Annotated in this window: 12 protein-coding genes; 6 read left to right on the top strand and 6 right to left on the bottom strand. The window is 64.5% G+C overall.

Going from position 1 to position 16,662, the window contains the following annotated elements; all coding sequences use genetic code 11:
- Both K4G64_RS31825 and K4G64_RS31820 read left to right on the top strand, forming a co-directional pair.
- On the top strand, positions 1–899 hold an 899-nt coding region (locus K4G64_RS31825), incomplete at its 5' end, for a hypothetical protein (protein ID WP_221759403.1).
- A gap of 58 nt (positions 900–957) precedes the next feature.
- Positions 958–2,157 carry a PIN domain-containing protein gene (locus K4G64_RS31820; protein ID WP_221759402.1) on the top strand — a complete coding sequence of 400 codons (1,200 nt, stop codon included), beginning with the start codon at positions 958–960 and terminating at the stop codon, positions 2,155–2,157.
- Between the two features lie 492 nt (positions 2,158–2,649).
- On the opposite strand, the gene K4G64_RS31815 is transcribed toward K4G64_RS31820, so the two are convergent.
- From K4G64_RS31815 to K4G64_RS31805, 3 genes are all read right to left on the bottom strand, one after another.
- Positions 2,650–4,857: a hypothetical protein gene (locus K4G64_RS31815; RefSeq protein WP_221759401.1), complete on the bottom strand. Its 2,208-nt coding sequence runs from the start codon at positions 4,855–4,857 to the stop codon at positions 2,650–2,652.
- Between the two features lie 2 nt (positions 4,858–4,859).
- Positions 4,860–5,546, bottom strand: coding sequence for an ABC transporter ATP-binding protein (locus K4G64_RS31810; protein ID WP_260461254.1), 687 nt, complete (start codon positions 5,544–5,546; stop codon positions 4,860–4,862).
- An 85-nt stretch (positions 5,547–5,631) separates the two neighbouring features.
- Positions 5,632–5,997 carry a hypothetical protein gene (locus K4G64_RS31805; protein WP_221759399.1) on the bottom strand — a complete coding sequence of 122 codons (366 nt, stop codon included), beginning with the start codon at positions 5,995–5,997 and terminating at the stop codon, positions 5,632–5,634.
- Between the two features lie 1,074 nt (positions 5,998–7,071).
- On the opposite strand from K4G64_RS31805, the gene K4G64_RS41185 reads away from it, so the two are divergent.
- Together K4G64_RS41185 and K4G64_RS31795 are read left to right on the top strand one after the other, a co-directional pair.
- Positions 7,072–12,624, top strand: a complete 5,553-nt coding sequence (locus K4G64_RS41185) for a DUF6531 domain-containing protein (protein ID WP_221759398.1) — start codon at positions 7,072–7,074, stop codon at positions 12,622–12,624.
- A 35-nt stretch (positions 12,625–12,659) separates the two neighbouring features.
- Positions 12,660–13,100: a hypothetical protein gene (locus K4G64_RS31795; protein ID WP_221759397.1), complete on the top strand. Its 441-nt coding sequence runs from the start codon at positions 12,660–12,662 to the stop codon at positions 13,098–13,100.
- 15 nt (positions 13,101–13,115) lie between these two features.
- On the opposite strand, the gene K4G64_RS31790 is transcribed toward K4G64_RS31795, so the two are convergent.
- From K4G64_RS31790 to K4G64_RS31780, 3 genes are all read right to left on the bottom strand, one after another.
- A protein-coding gene (locus K4G64_RS31790; protein ID WP_374206468.1) for an IS5 family transposase occupies positions 13,116–13,933 on the bottom strand; the annotation gives its coding sequence in 2 pieces (ribosomal slippage) (positions 13,116–13,627 and positions 13,627–13,933; 819 coding nt in all).
- The gene (locus tag K4G64_RS41180) at positions 13,930–14,079 is read right to left on the bottom strand and encodes a hypothetical protein (RefSeq protein WP_308122545.1); all 150 of its coding nucleotides are present in this window, start codon (positions 14,077–14,079) and stop codon (positions 13,930–13,932) included. The genes K4G64_RS31790 and K4G64_RS41180 overlap by 4 nt, the downstream gene beginning before the upstream one ends.
- A 595-nt stretch (positions 14,080–14,674) precedes the next feature.
- Entirely contained in the window at positions 14,675–15,271 is a 597-nt protein-coding gene (locus K4G64_RS31780; protein ID WP_260461253.1) for a hypothetical protein, read from the bottom strand.
- Positions 15,272–15,912: 641 nt separating this feature from the next.
- Here K4G64_RS31780 and K4G64_RS31775 point away from each other — a divergent pair.
- The gene (locus K4G64_RS31775; RefSeq protein WP_221759396.1) at positions 15,913–16,176 is read left to right on the top strand and encodes a helix-turn-helix transcriptional regulator; all 264 of its coding nucleotides are present in this window, start codon (positions 15,913–15,915) and stop codon (positions 16,174–16,176) included.
- 169 nt (positions 16,177–16,345) lie between these two features.
- Positions 16,346–16,662 (top strand): DUF6083 domain-containing protein (locus tag K4G64_RS31770; protein WP_260461252.1); only part of this gene is annotated, 317 nt, incomplete at its 3' end.

The raw sequence follows: 16,662 nt of genomic DNA, 5'->3' as shown, positions 1-16,662 counted from the left end.
CCACCTCCCCGCCCGACGAATCCAACATCCTCACCGACGAAACCTTCGCCGACGACACCGCCGCCGAGCAGCTGCGCTTGCTGTGCGAAGTCGCCGTCACCCACGCCAGCGCACCCCAGATCACCGACTTCATCACCGAACAGCTCCCCGGCCCCGAGGGCGCCTGGATCCTGGGCTGCCTGCTGCACCTGGCCGGAGCCGAGGACGGAGCACGCTACTGGTGGCAGTACTCCGCCGGAGCCGGCGACCGCGGCGCCGGCTACTGCCTGTCCCTGCACCACCGGGCCCGAGGCGACGACCAGACAGCCGACTTCTGGCTCGACCAGACCGGAAACGACACCGAGACCGACTCCGACGAAGGCTGCGCGGTCACCACCGCCACCGTCCTGCGCATGATCGTGCAGATGAACGCCGACAGCGACCGCACCTACAGCGACACCACCCTCGCCGTCATGTCCTACACCACCGCAGCCGTCAGCGACGGCTACCGCCGCCACCCCGACGTCGAAATCCCCGCCCCCGGGCCCTACTTCGCTGAGATGCTTCAGATCATTCTCGCGGCCCTCACCGACCCGCAAGACGACTGCACCGACCCCAGCGCAGACCCTCTACCTGCCCGCCCGGTCGAAGACGACGACATGGCCACCCGCCGCACCCGAACACCCAATCCGGACCACGTCCTGCTCCAGTCCGCGGCGCCCGACGCCGAATCCGCCTCCGCCTTCCACGAGGCAGCCCTCGCCTGCGCCTGGAGGCGCATCCCCCCAGAACAGCCCCAGAAGCCGGGGCAGAGGGAAGTCCTCATGCGTTTCCTCCTCGACCGCCGGCACCGGTGCAGGCCCGGCCTCGGTCGCGTGCGCGAGGCTACGGGGAAGAGCCTTCTGCGGTTCGCGCCATGAGGGCAGTGATCTCGATGTACAGCCCGGCTCAAGGGCGGGTTCCGACAGGAGAGCGGCCTTGATCATTCTCGACACCAACATCTTGTGGAACCAGACCCCGGAGGGCGGCAGTTCTGACCTGCTCCGCGCCATCCGTGCATTCGCTGGCGAACGGGTTGCCATCCCGTGGATGGTCATGGAAGAACTCGCCGCCCAGCAGGCCATCAAGTACCAGAACCAGTACAAGCGAGCGGCTGACGCCGTGCAGGCGCTGCGCGAGGCAACGCCGTGGAGCCTCGACCTTCCTCTCGGCCCGTCCCAGCCGGACGAGGTTCGTCAGTCCTGGCGGCAGCGATGGGCCACCGTCGTGGACGTGATTCCTACCAGCGCTGAGGCGCTGCGGGAGGCGGTCTTCCGCGAGGCGAACGGCCTCCGTCCGTGCAAACCGGAGACCAAGTTGAAGACCGGCGGCCGGGACGTTGCGATCTGGCTGTCGGCAGTGGAGTACGCGCGAGCCAACCCGGCCGAGACGGTGTACTTCGTGAGTGGCAACACCAAGGACTTCGGCGACAGCGCAACGTTTCCCGCTCCGATGGATGCGGACGTTGCCGGCCTCACGGACAGGTTTGAGCTCATGCTGAGCCTGGATGACGTGATGGCCAAGTTCGCGCCCGAGACCACTACGGACGAAGCCGCAGTGCGGGCGCTCCTCACCGAGGACCGAGTGATCAGGCAGTTGGTGAACGAGGCGACGACGCAGGGCTGGCTGCCGATGGACGGTACGTTCGCCTGCACCACCCACGGTTTCGACGGGCAGCCCGTGATCGCCCCCGCTGACGGCTGGGTCACGGCCGGGCCGTCGGAGGTAGTCGAGGTGGAGTCACTGCGTTCGTACCGCATCGGAGAGCGGGAGTGGTGTTTGGGCGTTGTGCAGTACCGGCTCACGGGCTTGGCCCTGATGGGCGCCAGAGCGGACTGGGCTAGCTGCCTCCTCCGGGCATCCGTGTCCCTGACGCTGAACGATGCCGAGCCTCAGCTGACGGTTCTGAGAGCCGACAGACCTGAGCCGGTCAGTGACGAGATGTTCCGGCGGCTCGCCCTGCCCCAATACCGGATGACCGGCACCGAGGAGGCCATGATGCGGGAGATCCGGCACAACATTGCATCATCCGCAGTCCCCAATCTGCACCCGTTGAGGGGGCCGCGTGCCTATGAGGGCGCCTTGGCACGGAAGAACGGCGATGGCATCGGCAGGCCTCGCCCGCCCTTCGCTGAGTAGGCAGGCCCATCGCGCAGGGACGGCCCGGGCGGCCCGGGCCGGACAACATCACGGGCCTCAGGGGGGGAGACAGCCTCCCAGGGGCCCGGCATATGGAGTTGTGCTGCTCAACGACAGCGCACCTCAGCTGTCACGCGTGAGCCCTGGTTGTCCATGTCGCATGCGACATCCATCTATATCGGTCTAGCGTGGTGTTGACACTCCGACAGATCGACAGATCGACAGGTCTTGCGGGGATCGGGGCGGGACGTTTGTCCGCCACGATGCGCCACCCCGTAAGGCAAGGCACGTCACCCGAAAGTGACTAACAGTGAGCGAGCCGCCGTGAACATGAGTCTGCCCGCCCACCACTGCATCTCGTGGGCGGGCAGTGTGGTGTGCTCTGTCAGCGGGCGCGGACTGTGGCCCCGTAGGTATCGCTCTGGCGGAGCACGATCACCTCTTGGACGGGTGCCGGCCAGGCTTGGATGAGTTCAACCTCAGCAGCCGTTGTCAGAACTCTCCCTGGGCGCGCCAGGAAAGTGCCATGCGCGTCATGATTCGCCATCCGCAGAGGCAGAGGAAGGAACTGGCCAAAATTCCTGCTGCGCAGAGTGTGATGTACAGGCCTGTTGAGATGGGGTTGTTGAGCCCAGCGATAATTGGGGTCGTTAGCCATGCCGAGGCTATGGCACCGACGATGGACGCGAGAACCGATGGGATGAAAAGCGACCAGAAAGCTACCGAAGCGTATACTCGCGTCTTCCCGGCGATAGCGATGAGGGGTGAGGCTTCACGCCCAAATCGAATGAATTCACCTAGCGAACTTAGCCCCACGGCGATGACAGTGAGCGCTACTCCTGCAACTCCCAGAAGAAGAATCCACTGGCCTGAAGAGACTAGATCTTGGGCTCCCATTGCCCAAGTGTTCGCGAGCGGCTCAACGTTTGCCATCATGGCGAGTGTTCTTCTAGCCGCTTCTCGCAACTGTGGAAGTGGGAGATCGTCCCCGGACCGTGAGAAAACAAACAGGCGACCGTTTCCGTTACTGCTGTTTCCGTCTGCTGTGACAGGCCCAGGTTCAATTTTGATGCTGCTGGAATTTTCGACTTCATTCCAGCGAAGTAGTTCGATAATTCTCTCATCCAAGTGTTGTACGGCAACACTTGCTGATTGGCAGGGGGCGCTAAGGGCTCTTAGTGCTGCACAGGAGCCGTGAATCGTGAAGGCTCTAGTCGCACCAGGACTAGGAGTGGATGCCTGAAGCATCGCGATCTCTGCCTCTGACGGCAAGGCCTGCGCAAAATCCCCTATACGAGAATCGTCATCTCCGTGATGGGAAACCGTGACGATCGATGTGCCAACCCGATCCTGGGATTTTCTCGCCAAGGTAGCGTTGGCGCCGAGTAGCCCCATCCAGAGTTGCGCCTGCACAACCAGGAAAATTGCAGCCATAAGAGCCGCTACAAATCTAGCAGTCGAACGGCTTTGCATAGCTGCCCGTCGTCCGGAAAATATCATTCCAGGACTCCCTGCCTTTTTCCCCGCTTGTGCAACCAAGGCCCCTCCCCGTGCCACGGCCAGGCCGACCACAGATGGAAGGGAGCTAAGAGCCCCTAGCGCTCCTATCACGTATACCGGCAACCGCCATTCTTCATTCGCCAGCCCAGGTCCGCGAACAGCAAGAAGGAAGAAGAGGGGGAAGACCCAGGGCCACCATCGCGTGTGTCCGTGCAGGCGACTTCGCAGGTCACTGAAGCGAGATTTCTTGATGCCGGGAGTCGACCCCAACACCAAGAGAATAACGGCGACGACGGAGAGGAGGAGAGCTCCAATCAGCTGCCACAAGGAATCCGCGACATCCGGGGCATAGAGAACAAAATCAACGACAGGGAGCGGAATGTTCCACTTGAGTGCAGGCGCCATAAAAGCGAGACTGAAGGAACATCCGACCAGGAGCGGAACTGAGCACTCGCCGATGACGAACAGTATTTTGGCAGAGGGTCCTGCACCGAGAATATCAAGCAGGATAACACGGCGCTCACGTGCGGATGATCCAGTACGGATGGCCGCTATCAGGAGAGCAGAGGCCGGCAACAGCAGGAAGCCGATAAGACCAGCGCATAGCATACCGAGACTTGGCAGTGATCTGCTTTCTCCCCAATATATGTCTTGCTGCTTCCCGAAGCCCGAGATCTTGTACATGTCGCCACTGTCGAGCATGTGTTGCGACGGGCGTACGTAGGCGAATCTTTCGGACGGAGATTGCAGTCCTTCCGGGGAAATGATTCCTGCAAATCTTCCGTATCGGGATATGATCTCTTCCTTCGCTCCTGCGGTGGCGAGTGATTGGGAGAGGACAGCCTCACCGGGCTTGGGCCACTCCTCAAGGCCAGGCGGCAGGGGTGCGTCATCAGTTAGAGGTTCGACGTAGGCCAAGAAGTGCTGAGTTCCGTCGACGTCGTCGGTATCAGGAGCCCAAAGAGCAACCGCGTGTTCGCTGCTGCGGCTGACCGGAATGGGGCTCCTCGCCGCGCCGCGTATGTCCCGCCCGTCGTAAGTGGCTTCGGCTAAAACGAGGGAGCAGGCGGCAAGGATAAAGAGACAGACAGATAGGCAGAGCGACCATAGCCTCACCCTTCCGCCCTCAGCTGTGATGGAGGCCCGCCGGCCCGCGGCAAGCAACTGCAGGCCTAGTCGCCTTCCGTTCAGCGCTCTCACTTTCACACCCCCGTCTTTTGCGGCGGCGTGTTCTCAGTTATTTTCGCGTTCCGTAGACTCATTTTTCGTTGCGCGAGTGCGGATACCTCTACGTCGTGGGTGACCACAATGAGGCCGCAATCCCATTTGCCAGGAAGACTGTACAAGAGCTCCGAGACACTTTCCTTGTTTGCCGCGTCCAAGGCGCCGGTGGGCTCATCCGCCAGGATTAGCGACGGCTTGTTGATAAGGGCGCGCGCAACAGCTACCCTCTGCCGTTCGCCACCTGAAAGGGAGCCGGTCAGCCCCTGATTCGGTGCGATACCAAGTTCTCTCAACAACTCTGCGGAGCGGGAAAATGTTTCTGATTTCGGGGAGCCGTTCAACATCCCAGCGATAGCGACATTCTCCAATGGGCTCAATTCAGGGAGAAGCTCTCCGAATTGAAATATCATTCCGATCTTTTCGCCCCGAACGCGAGCTACTTTACGAGACGAAAGGCCTGTGATCGGGGTTCCGGCTACAGTGATCGATCCCCCCGATGGTGTGTGTAGGCCGAGAATGCAGGACAGAAGGGTCGATTTTCCGCTGCCGCTTGGGCCAGAAATCGCAAGAGACTGAGCACACTCTAATTGGAAGCTCACTCCGTCCAGTATCTTTCGGCCCTGGATTTCATACGACAGCCTGTCCACCCGGAGTGCTGGCTCCATGCTCATTCCTTGCCTTCGCCAAATAACGATGAGCAGGCCCCCATCAGTGACACCACTAGGAAGGAGGGCCTGCCCAGCACCATGACTAGGAGCGGGACCAGCCGCTGCAGTCATCCGGCCAGTTGTTGATGTACTCGCAAGCCTTGATGGCTGCGACCCCCGCTTCAATGTTCTTGCTCACGTTCGAATTGCCGTTTCCCCGCTTTTCCCAGAGAACGTCGACATCTCCTGTAAGGCGCTTCTCGTACTCGGCCTTGACTGGGTGTCCGTCAGCCTTTCGGTCTTTGATCCAGACGAAGGTAAACTGCGAGCCGCAAGTGGTGCGATTGCAGGTATCCGTCCATGCGAGAGATCCATCGGTACTGGCTGTGAGTGCGTAGGCGGGACTGGCGCCTAGAAGAAAAAGGCCGCCAATAATCGCACTAGCTGCCCTTTTGATTCGCTTTTTCATGTGTCGCCTTTCATGGAACGGAAATGGGGTGCTAGTGAGTCCTGGCAACGCAAATGGAGCTGGCCAGAGTGGCACCCCAAAGCGCAGGTCCACCTCTAGAACGAATGAGGGCTCACCCTTCGGTGTGCCCAGCGGGGTAGTTCCCGTGATCGCTTCCTGTCGAAGGGGATCAGGTCCATGCAACGCAATGCAACGCATTGTTCAGTGCTCAGGGGGTGCTCTGGTAGTGCTGTCCAGTGTGGCTGTGCTGTGAGCTGCTGAAAACTAATGCTAAGCGCCTCTATCGAGAGTTCCAGTAGAGGTTGCGAGCTTGGAAAAACTTCGCTGACAAACACGTGAATGTGAGTGTGTTGGCCGCCACTCAGTGCAGGACTTGTGAAGACTCTGCCGTCGTCATCATTCGAAGGGCAAGGATGGAAAGGACCGAATAGTCGCACTTGAGGGCCAAATGATCACCGCCCCGTTACTTATTCGTTACCTAAGTTGAGCGACGGGTTGCTCCTTCTGGTCGGCTTGCCGTTTGTGGTTAGTTTCGTATGCACTCGACCCAAGGTGCGGCTTTCGGTCCGACCTTGCGTCGCCGTCCGATGCACCTGAACCAGCGCGAGGTTGTGACTGTGCTGGTTGCTATGCGCGGGGCTTTGGAGGTGACTGCTAATCAGGGACCCGAGGTGGAGCCAGGCCCCCCGCTGACCCCGCGGCCGCCTGGTTGCCGGCTCCTTGGTTGGCTATCTCCGCCCTAACGCTTCTCTCGCCCGCCTCGTTGGTCGTGCTCTCCTTGCGGGCGGGGCGGGACTTCCTGGCATTGCGGGCGTCGACTCAGTCCCATCAGCGCTCTGAGTAGGCAAAATGGGCCATGGTGGTGGCCGGGCGCGCAGGTCAGTCGCTGGCGGAGTTCATTGAACTCGCCTAAAAAACCCGCGAGTTGCTTTGATCGGGCAAGGGGGCTGCGAACATGACAATCAGCCAACCTTGAGTCATCCCCTTGATCGACTCGTGCCGAACAAGTCATGATCTTGCACTTGTGTGCGAGGTGTGTTGCCTTGTGTGCTCGGTGTGAGAAGGGGTGGGGGAGTGCTCGCGTCGGTGTCTGCGCGTGTCCGGATGTTGATCGTGCTGGTCGCGCTGTCCGTGATCGCGGGTAGCGGCTGGTTGGTCCAGGTGACCGCCGGTGACTCCCCCGCTGGGCAGGATGATTACGCCTACGGTGGCCCGCAGCCTGCAGCACATCAGAAGCCGGTGACGCCGCAGCAGCGGCGTGCGCAGACGAAAGACAAAGCCAAGCCGGTCAAGCCACACGCGTTGCCGGCGACGAAGAGCAAGCCGGCCACGGCTGCGCAGATCGAGCTGCTGAAGCAGAATCAGAAGCAGTTGCACGCAGCGGGCCGTAAGCACCCGCGCACCCCCGCCGGTTCTCGCCCATCCGGCCGTACGTTCAATCAGGCCTCCTTCACCACCCGGGCTGACGCGGCGGCCACAGCCTCGTACAACAGCGGTGCCCTGTACCAAGTGAGCACCGACCCGTTCGCGAACGCGGCTGCACAGCAGGGCGGTTGGCTCATGGCGCTGGGCAACCACATCGGGGCCGCGGTCCCGGGGGAGCCGTTGCAGGTCAAGGCAGCGATCTGGCAGTCCGGTGGCGCGAACACAGAAGTGCATCCGGTGAGGGTGCGCTGGAAGGTGGACTACTACGGCTGCCGCCTGAGCAACGAAGACGTGCAGTGGTTCGACTTCGGGCAGACCGTCCAGGCCCCTACCCTGAACACCGACAAGGTCTTCCCTGAGGTCAACGCGTCGTTCACGGTGCCGACGACGGAGTGCACGCAGCAAGTCCCCAGCTTCACGGTCTGGGCCTGCACGACCGTGACGGACGACCCCACGGACACCGAGTCCTGCGGCTCGTACAATATGTTTCACATCGTGCCGTCCCTGCCCGAGGGCGCTGAATGCGCTGCGGTTTGCGGCGACGCGAGCGGTGCGGCCGGTACGACGGTGATGCGTGCCGACCCGGTGAACACGGCGACTGGCGCATTCACTGAAGCGTTCACCGACGCCAACGTGCCGGCTCCTGGCGTGCCGTTGCAGGTCGGACGTGTCTACTCCTCCGACAACACCGAATCTGGAGCGCTCGGCAAGGGCTGGCAGCTGCCGTGGGAGACGCGGCTGAAGATCGAGGCTGATGGCGATGCGGTGCTGGTCGGTGAGGGGGGCACCCGGCACACGTACAAGAAGTCCGGGGGGACGTTCACCACTCCAGGCCAGGCCCGCTCCAAGCTGGTTATCGACGGCAGTGGCTACAAGCTGACCACTGCGGACCAGTCAACGTACGCCTTCAATGCCTCTGGTCAGTTGACCGCGGTCAAGGACCGCACAGACCGGGGTCTGTCCCTGACGTACACGGGCGGCAAGCCCACCACCATCACGGACGCAGTCGGGCGTGCCGCGAAACTCGCCTACGCAGGTGAGCGGCTCGACACGGTGACGCTGGCGGATGGCCGGGTGGTCGACTACAGCTACACCGGCGACCGGCTGACCGGTGTGACAGCTCTGGACGGGAAGACGGAGACGTACGGCTACGACGCCTCCGGCCGCGTCAACAGGGTGACGGACGCCCGCACCAAGCAGGTCACGTTCAACACATACGACGCTCAGGGCCGGGTCGCATCCCAGACGGACGCCTTGGGGCGCGACACGAAGTTCACCTACTCCAAGAATGGTGTCTTCGATCAGGTCGACGTCACGGCTCCGGACGGCGGCGTGTGGACGGACGTCTACTACAAGAACGTCCTGTTCACCCAGATCGACCCACTGAACAACAAGAGCTACTACCGGTACGACAAGTTCTTCAACCGTACAAGCGCCATCGATGCCGAGGTTCGCAGAACCGAGTGGGAGTTTGACAGCCAGGGCCGCCTGAAGCGCCGGTCCAATACCTCCTCGGACGAGGAGTGGACGTACGACGCCAAGGGCAACGTCGCCACATACACGGATGGCGAGTCCAACGACTACACCTTCGGCTACAACACGGCCAACCAGGTCAGCACCGTCAAGGACCCGCTCGGCAAGACGACGACCTACGGCTACAACGCCACCACCGGGCTGCTGGAGACCGTCACCACACCGCGCGGCAAGACCACGAAGTACGGCTATGACGGCGACGGCAACCTGACGTCGGTCACCACCCCCAAGGGCAACAAGACCACCTACACCTACTTCCCCTCGGGACAGGTGAAGACGGTCGTTGACCCACGCGGCAACGTCACCGGCGCGGACCCTGCGAAGTACACGACCTCGTACACCTATGACCCTGCGGACCGGGTCAAGACGGTCACCGACGCGCGGGGTAACGTCACGTCCTACGACTACGACGAGGTCGGCAACCTCCTCACCGTCACCGACGCTGCCAAGCGGGTCACGGCTTACGGCTACAACGACGCAGGTCGGCTGAAGACGATCACGGACCCGGCGCTGAAGCAGACGGTCCTGGACTACGACCCGGCTGGCAGGCTCAGCAAGGAGACCAACCGCCGGGGCGCGACCGTCACCTACGCGTACGACAAGGCCGGCAATCAGGTTCAGGTGGTGACCGCACGCGGTAACGCGACCGGCGCCGACGCGAAGCTGTACACCTGGAAGATCGGCTACGACAGGGTCGGCAACCGCAAGACCGTCACCGACCCGCTCGGCAAGACCACCGCCTTCACCTGGGACGCCGACAACCGGCCGCTGTCGGTCACCGATCCGCTCAGCCACACCCGCAGCGTCACCTACGACGACAACGGCAGCATCGTAAAAACCACCGATGGCCTCGGCCACGGCATGACGCTGGACTACGACGACAACAACCGACTGAAGTCGTCGAAGACCTGGGCCGGCTACCTCACCACCTACGAGTACGACGACGACAGCCACCTCTCTGCCGAAGTCTCGCCGGAAGCCGAGCGCACCACCTACACCTACGACGACGACGGCAACCTCGCCACCACCGTCGACCCGCGCGGCAACGTCACCGGCGCCGACCCGGCAAAGTACACCTGGAAGTACGGCTACGACGCGGCCGGCAACCCCGCGTCCATCACCGACCCGCTCGGCCACCAGCGCAAGACCGGCTACGACGCCGTCGGCAACGTCGCCTCCGTCACCGATGGCCGCGACAAGCAGACGGTCTACGAGTACGACGAGCTCAACCGGCCGAAGAAGGTCACCGCCCCGGACACCGGAGCGACCGCCTTCACCTACAACAAGGCTGGCTTCCTCGAGACCAGCACCGACGCCAACACGCACACCAGCACCTACGGCTACAACGACGAAGGCCAGCTGACGTCGGTCAAGAACCCGCTGGGCAAGACGGTCGCATACGAGTACGACCTCGACGGCAACCGCACCAAGTACACCAACGCCCGCGCCCAGACGATCACCACCACAGTCGACGCACGCAACCTGCCGACGAAGATCACCTATTCCGACGGCACGGCGGCGCAGACGTACGGCTATGACGACGCGAGCCGCCTGAAGACCGTCACCGACGCCACCGGCAGCCGCACGCTGTCGTACGACGATGACGACAAGATCCAGACGATCACGTCGCCGGGCGCAAGCAAGCCGTTCACCTACGTCTGGAACACCGACGACACCCTCAAGTCGCGTGCCTACCCGGACGGCCGGACCACCAGCTACGGATACGACAAGGTTGGCCGGACCAAGACCCGGACGACCAACTCCAAGGCCGTCTCCTACGGCTACGACAAGGCCGGCAACCTCACCTCGGTCACCCTGCCCACCACCACGGCCCGCAGCGAGACGCGCACCTACGACGAGGCTGGCCGCCTGACAACGCTCACCTCACCCACCATCAGCAACACCTTCACCTACGACGAGAACAACCGTCTGGTCGGCGACAAGCCCGGCACGGGCTACCCGAGCCGCTACGCCTACGACGACACGGGGCGCATGACCCGTGTCTGCACCGACACCTCTGCCACCTCCTGCCTGACAGGCACCGCCGGCACCACGTACACCTACGACAAGGTCGGCAACCTCAAGACAGCGGCAAGCTCGGGCTCGACAACCACCCACACCTACGACGACGGCGACCAGCTGCAGTCGACGGCAAACGGCACGACCACCACGAGCTACGGCTACGACGCCGACGGCAACCAAACCAAGGACGACGACGGCACCTACGCCTACGACCCGGCAGGCCGTCTCAAGTCCGCGACCATCGGCACCAACACGTACGGATTCACCTACGACGCCGACGGCAACCGCGCCACGGTCAACAAGAACAACGCGCTCGCCGGAACATCCCGCTGGGACATCAACAACCCGCTCCCGCAGCTCGCCACCGACACCGACGCCTCGGGCGCCCTGCTCGCGGACTACCACTACGATCCCGACGGCACGGCCCGCTCCATGGACCGCTCCGCCGGCACCTACTACTTCACCCAGGACCGCCAGAACTCGACCAGCGCGGTCTACGACGCAGCGGGCACGGACAACTACCGCTACACCTACAGTGCCTGGGGATCCCCGACCGGCAAGGCCACCATCACCGGAGGCCAGACCAGCCCCTTCGGCTACACCGGCCAGTACAAGGACCAGTACCTCCCCGACCGCCTCCAGCTGCGCGCCCGCTCCTACGACACCGCCCAGCGCCGCTTCACCACCCAGGACCCGATCTCAGCGGATGCGGACAATCCCAACCAGTCCCAGTACAACTACGCCGACAACGACCCCGCCAACCTCTCCGACCCCACCGGCCAGTGCCCGATGTGCATCGGCGCTGGCATCGGAGCCATCGTGGGCGGAGGTGCCTACGCCCTCAGTCATCAGGACGACTTCGATTGGGGCGACTTCGCGGCTGCTACTGGACAGGGTGCAGTCGTCGGAGCAGTCGGCGGCTTCCTAGCCCCGGCCGGCACCGCCCTGGCCGCGCAGTTGGGGCTACAAGGCGGACGGGCCCTGGCAGTTGCGGTTGCCACTGATGCCACCATAGGTATGGGCCTTACCTGGGCTATCAACACGGCTCAATGCCAGCCGACCACACCCATGGATCTCCTGGTCGGGGCACTCACCGGTGGAATCGGCAACTTCGTCAAGCCGACGTGGGGAGCGCTCAGGGGCCTCTTCGGCAAGCCGGTTGTGACAACCCCGACACGCTTCGGCCCTGGCGCAGCGCATGCTGGTGATCCGTCTCTCCTGCCCAAGGGAGAGGCAGGCAATCCGTTTTTGAAGCGAGCAGAAGCGGAGGCCGAGGCATTCAACTTGGCCGGCGTGCCCCATGGGGCTGTTCCAGACGCTGCTTGGATTGTCACAGGAAACGTCAAGCTCGCGCATGCACCTGGCTACTTCTACTCGTCCAACCCAAGCCACTGGGGGCGGTTCCGACAGTACGAAACCGCGCAGGGATCTCGGGTCATAGTCGAGCACACCTTCGACAGGGCGGGTCCGCACTTCCATGCCGGCAAGCCAAAGTATGACTCCCTCAGGAACTTTGTGAACTTTGGCTGGAATAATCAAAAGCCCAAGAGTTCGCCACGACGGTACGACTACGAGAAGTATGGGAAGATGAACAAGCCTGGCGGTGATCACCACTTCTTCTATCAGGAGGGCTGGGGTACGTGGTGATGGCGTGGGGAACCGATTCGGAGAGGTGAAGGTGAATGGATCCTGAATCAGATGAAGCTCGCCTGTTTCTCGCTTCTTGTGGCCTGGAACTGTGTGTGGCCAACGGTGATGAAATCCCTGCTGCGCTAGACATCGTGCAACAGATTTCCAGTGCCTACGTGGAGCCAGTAGTGACTGTTCCAATGAACGCCCCAAACCCGGTGGAGGAATTGGGGCGGCAGTGGCACAGAGTGGCAGCGTGCCAGCGGTTGGCAGCTGATGACGGCAGGTTTCTGATCTTGTTGGCTGGGCCGGGCGCGAGCGCAAGGAGCTGGCTCTGCGTGAAGGACTCTGTAGGCCGTGACCTTCCTGCCCGACTACTTAAGGGCAATGGATCGCTTGAGTTCATTGCGTTGTCCATCGACGGGAAGCGGATCTGCGCGACCAGCGAGGAGGAGGATGAATACTGGGTGGTCTATGAGGAAGTCTCGTCCTAGGTTCTGTCTCTTTGGTCAGGGTCGGGTCCAGATGAGGATGCCGGCGAGGTGGAGGGCGGCCTGGTAGGCGATCGCGAGCTTGTCGGTTCGTGTGGCCAGGCCGCGCCACTGCTTGAGGCGGTTGATGCACCGCTCGACGGTGTTCCGCTGCTTGTACGCCTGGCTGTCGAAACCGGGCGGACGGCCACCGAGGCGGCCCCGCCGCAGGCGATGGCCGATTTGGTCGGACGGCTGCGGGATGACCGCACGGATGCCCCGTCGCCGCAGGTGGCTGCGGATGGCGCGTGAGGAATACGCGCGGTCGGCCAAAACGGCCAGGGGCCGGGTCCGGGGCCTGCCCGGGCCCGTGCGGGGCACGCGGATGCGGGACATCACCGTCTCGAAGGCGGGTGCATCACCTGCCTGGCCTGCGGTGACAGTGAAGGCCAGGGGCCGTGCACGGCCGTCTGCGGCCAGGTGGACCTTGGTGCTCAGCCCGCCGCGGGACCGTCCGAGCGCGTGATCGGCGGGCTCACCGGAGTGGGCCGCCCCCTTTTGCGTGCTCCGGCAGCGTGCTGGTGGGCCCGAACCACGGTGGAGTCCACCGACACGGTCCAGTCGAGGTCGTCGTCGGCGTCCGCCGCTGCCAGGACGGCGGCGAGGATCATCTCCCAGGTGCCGTCGACGGCCCATCTGATCAGCCGCTTGTGAGCGGTCTGGAATGAGCCGAGCTCGTCGGGAAGGTCCCGCCAGGGCGAGTTGGTGCGGTACTTCCACGCGATGGCCTCAAGAGTGCGGCGGTGGTCGGCCCATCGCCGCCCGCCGGGAGCCAGGCACGGGCACTGTTGCCTCAGTCGGCGAGCAGGGCCTGCATCCGCTGGTCTTCGCGTTGTTCGATGTATGCGGTGTCGTTTCGCCAGGCGTCGCCGTGGCCTTCGGCCCACAGCCTTGCCCAGGGGTGGGCTCCTTGGGCTGCCTGGTCGTGCAAGAAGTCGTGCATGGAACGCGTAGTGCGCCCCAGCACAGGGACCAACCGACGTCGTTCGGACTCAGCGAGACCGTAGCGTCGGCTAAGACTCGCAGTCGGTAGTCGGTCCGCCGCGTCCGGGCTCTGCCAGTCCGGATGCGCGGACAGCGGGATGAACTCGTGAATGGCGTATGCGCCCGAACTTACTGCCACCGCTGCCCGACACACCAGCCGGCGCACCACCGCCTCCGGCGCTCGCGCGAGCGTACGCACCAGGGCCGTCCTCAGCACTCCCACCAGCACCGGCACCGGCCACGCCGGCGCCCAGGCCATCGCCTCCGGCTCCACCCGCCTGCGTCCTCTGATCGCCGAAGCCGCCCGCCGCGGCCTGCGCATGGTCTTCACCGTCCGCCTCGCCAAAACCGGCTACCTGCACCCCTCCGGCAGCCGCACCGGTTCACCCGGCATCCGCTGCGACGTCACCCAAGGCGCCGAGCACACCGAGGACCGCTCATACGGCTCCGCCCAGACCGGCGGCTTCGACGCCGCCGATTTCGCCTGCCGCGTTGACGCCGCAGCCGGCGACGTCAACGCAGCCGTGCACCAGTGGCTGGTCGAGACCGGCGCCTCAAGACCGCGGCATCCGGTGCCTGACAGGGGGAGGGCAGGCCCGCGTTCGTGCCTGTGGCTGGGGCAGCTGCCACAGCACCTCGTCGGTGACTCGGTTGTGTTGCCATGCGCCCAGGGTGCCTGTGGTCACCAGCCGGTCGAGGAGTTCCCCGGTCTGCTGAGGGGAGTGGCCGCACAGCCGGGCGAGGACGTCCATGTCGGTGCTGTGCTCGGCCTCGGTGGGGGAGTGGGAGGCCAGTACGAGAGCGGCCAGTCGCAGAGCGGGTGCTGCAGGCGGCAGCGCCAACGGTGCAGGGTGGAGTGCCCAGTGGGCGGCGCGGCAGCGGGCGCGACGGCCGGGGGCCTGGTCCAGGACCGCGGCATCGAGCAGCCGCAGTTGCAAGGGCAGCGCGCGGAAATCTGGCAGCTCCAGCCAGCCGGCGTGGGCCAGCTCCAGCCACAAGTCGCCGCTCTGGCGCAGGCGCATGCCCCGCAGTAGGCCTGCCGGAATGCGCACCCGGCCGCGGGCATTCGCGCGCAGCGCGAATTGCAGGGCCAGCAGCCGGGCCGCAGGGGAGGTGAACCGGGGCAGCGCGGAGCCCAAATAGGTGAGCATCTCCCGCACCCGCACCCGCTCCGGCAGCACAGGACAGGACCGACGCGCAGGAGACGGGGAGAGACCGGGGGAGGGGAGTGGCCGTGGGGTGCCGGACAGGGTGTCGGGCACGACGGCGGTATGGCTGGTTGCTGATGCGCAAGCCGCGCAGGTGTCGGCCAGCCGCCAGTTACGGCCGGAGCGGTCGCGGGTGAGGGCAAGCAGCACCGGACCGGCGCAGCCCCGGTGACGCGGATGCCACGGGCACCCTCGCGCCCGGCACTGGCAACTGCGCAGATGGGCGGGCAGCGCATCGACGCGGGCGTGGCGGGCCAGGTGAGCAAGGACGGCCGAGCGTGCGGAGCTCCCGGGGAGCGGCGACGTGCGCGCGGCGCAGGAGGGGCAGACGAGAGTGGGGCCGCCTGAGTGCGGACGCAGTTCCACTGTCCAGATGCGCCGCACCGCGGCATGCGCGCCGGCAAGCCTCATGGGCTGCTCGTCCTCCCGTCTGTCTCCGTGCCGCAATGGCCCGTGCCCGGCCGTGCAGGGCCGGGAGCACGCACGGTAGTGCAGAACTCTGCACCATTACCGGCGCCCCACCTCGACAAATAGTGCAGAAGTCTGCACTGACAGGGCAGGGGTCTGCACCGTCGGATGGTGGAGTGACGATCTTGCCGCCGGAGCCGGACCTCACCGCGCTGCGCGTCAACCTCGCGCGCCTGCGCGGAGAACGCGGCTGGACCTTCGACGAACTCGCCGACCGTAGCGGCCTGTCCCGACGCACCCTCATCGACCTCGAACACGGCCACACCACCGGCAGCGTCACCACCTGGCACGCCCTCGCCCACACCTTCGACGTGCCCCTCGAGCACCTCCTTGGCACCCTCTGCCGCAACCACACCCCACCCGGCAAGCAGGGCTCCTGACACCCCGACACTCTCGCCCCGGGCCACACCGCAGATCACCCGAACCGGCGAGCACGCCTCGAACGTGAGGCCGCCTGTCGGATCGTCTGTTCGCAGTCCTTGAGCCGGCCGGGGGACACACGCCCCACGCTGTTGCGGACCAACGCGTGTCGCCTGGCACGGTCCGGCCATGCGCTCCACTCCCGCCTCCGCCGGCCGACACTGGGACGGCAGCCGCCGTACCACCCGGCGCCCCCGCCCCCTTCAGGTAGCCGGCACCAGCCCCAGCCGCCTGCTACGCGCCGGCCAAAGCGGCCGCTGCCGCCAATGCGGTAACCGCATCGACTTCTACCAGCGTGCCGACCAGCGGCCCATCGCCCTGCACCCCACCGAACTGGCTGCCACGCAGGTGCCCGAAGCCTGCCGCTGGCACCTCAGCAGCGGCATCGCCTACCCACACGGTGACGGCAGTCCGTGGTGCCGCATCCCACACGCCGTCCTCTGCCC

The organism is Streptomyces sp. WAC04114 (assembly GCF_019733245.1).
In the GTDB taxonomy this organism is placed as follows: Bacteria; Actinomycetota; Actinomycetes; order Streptomycetales; family Streptomycetaceae; genus Streptomyces; species Streptomyces massasporeus_A.
This window is presented reverse-complemented; position numbering and strand designations above follow the sequence as displayed.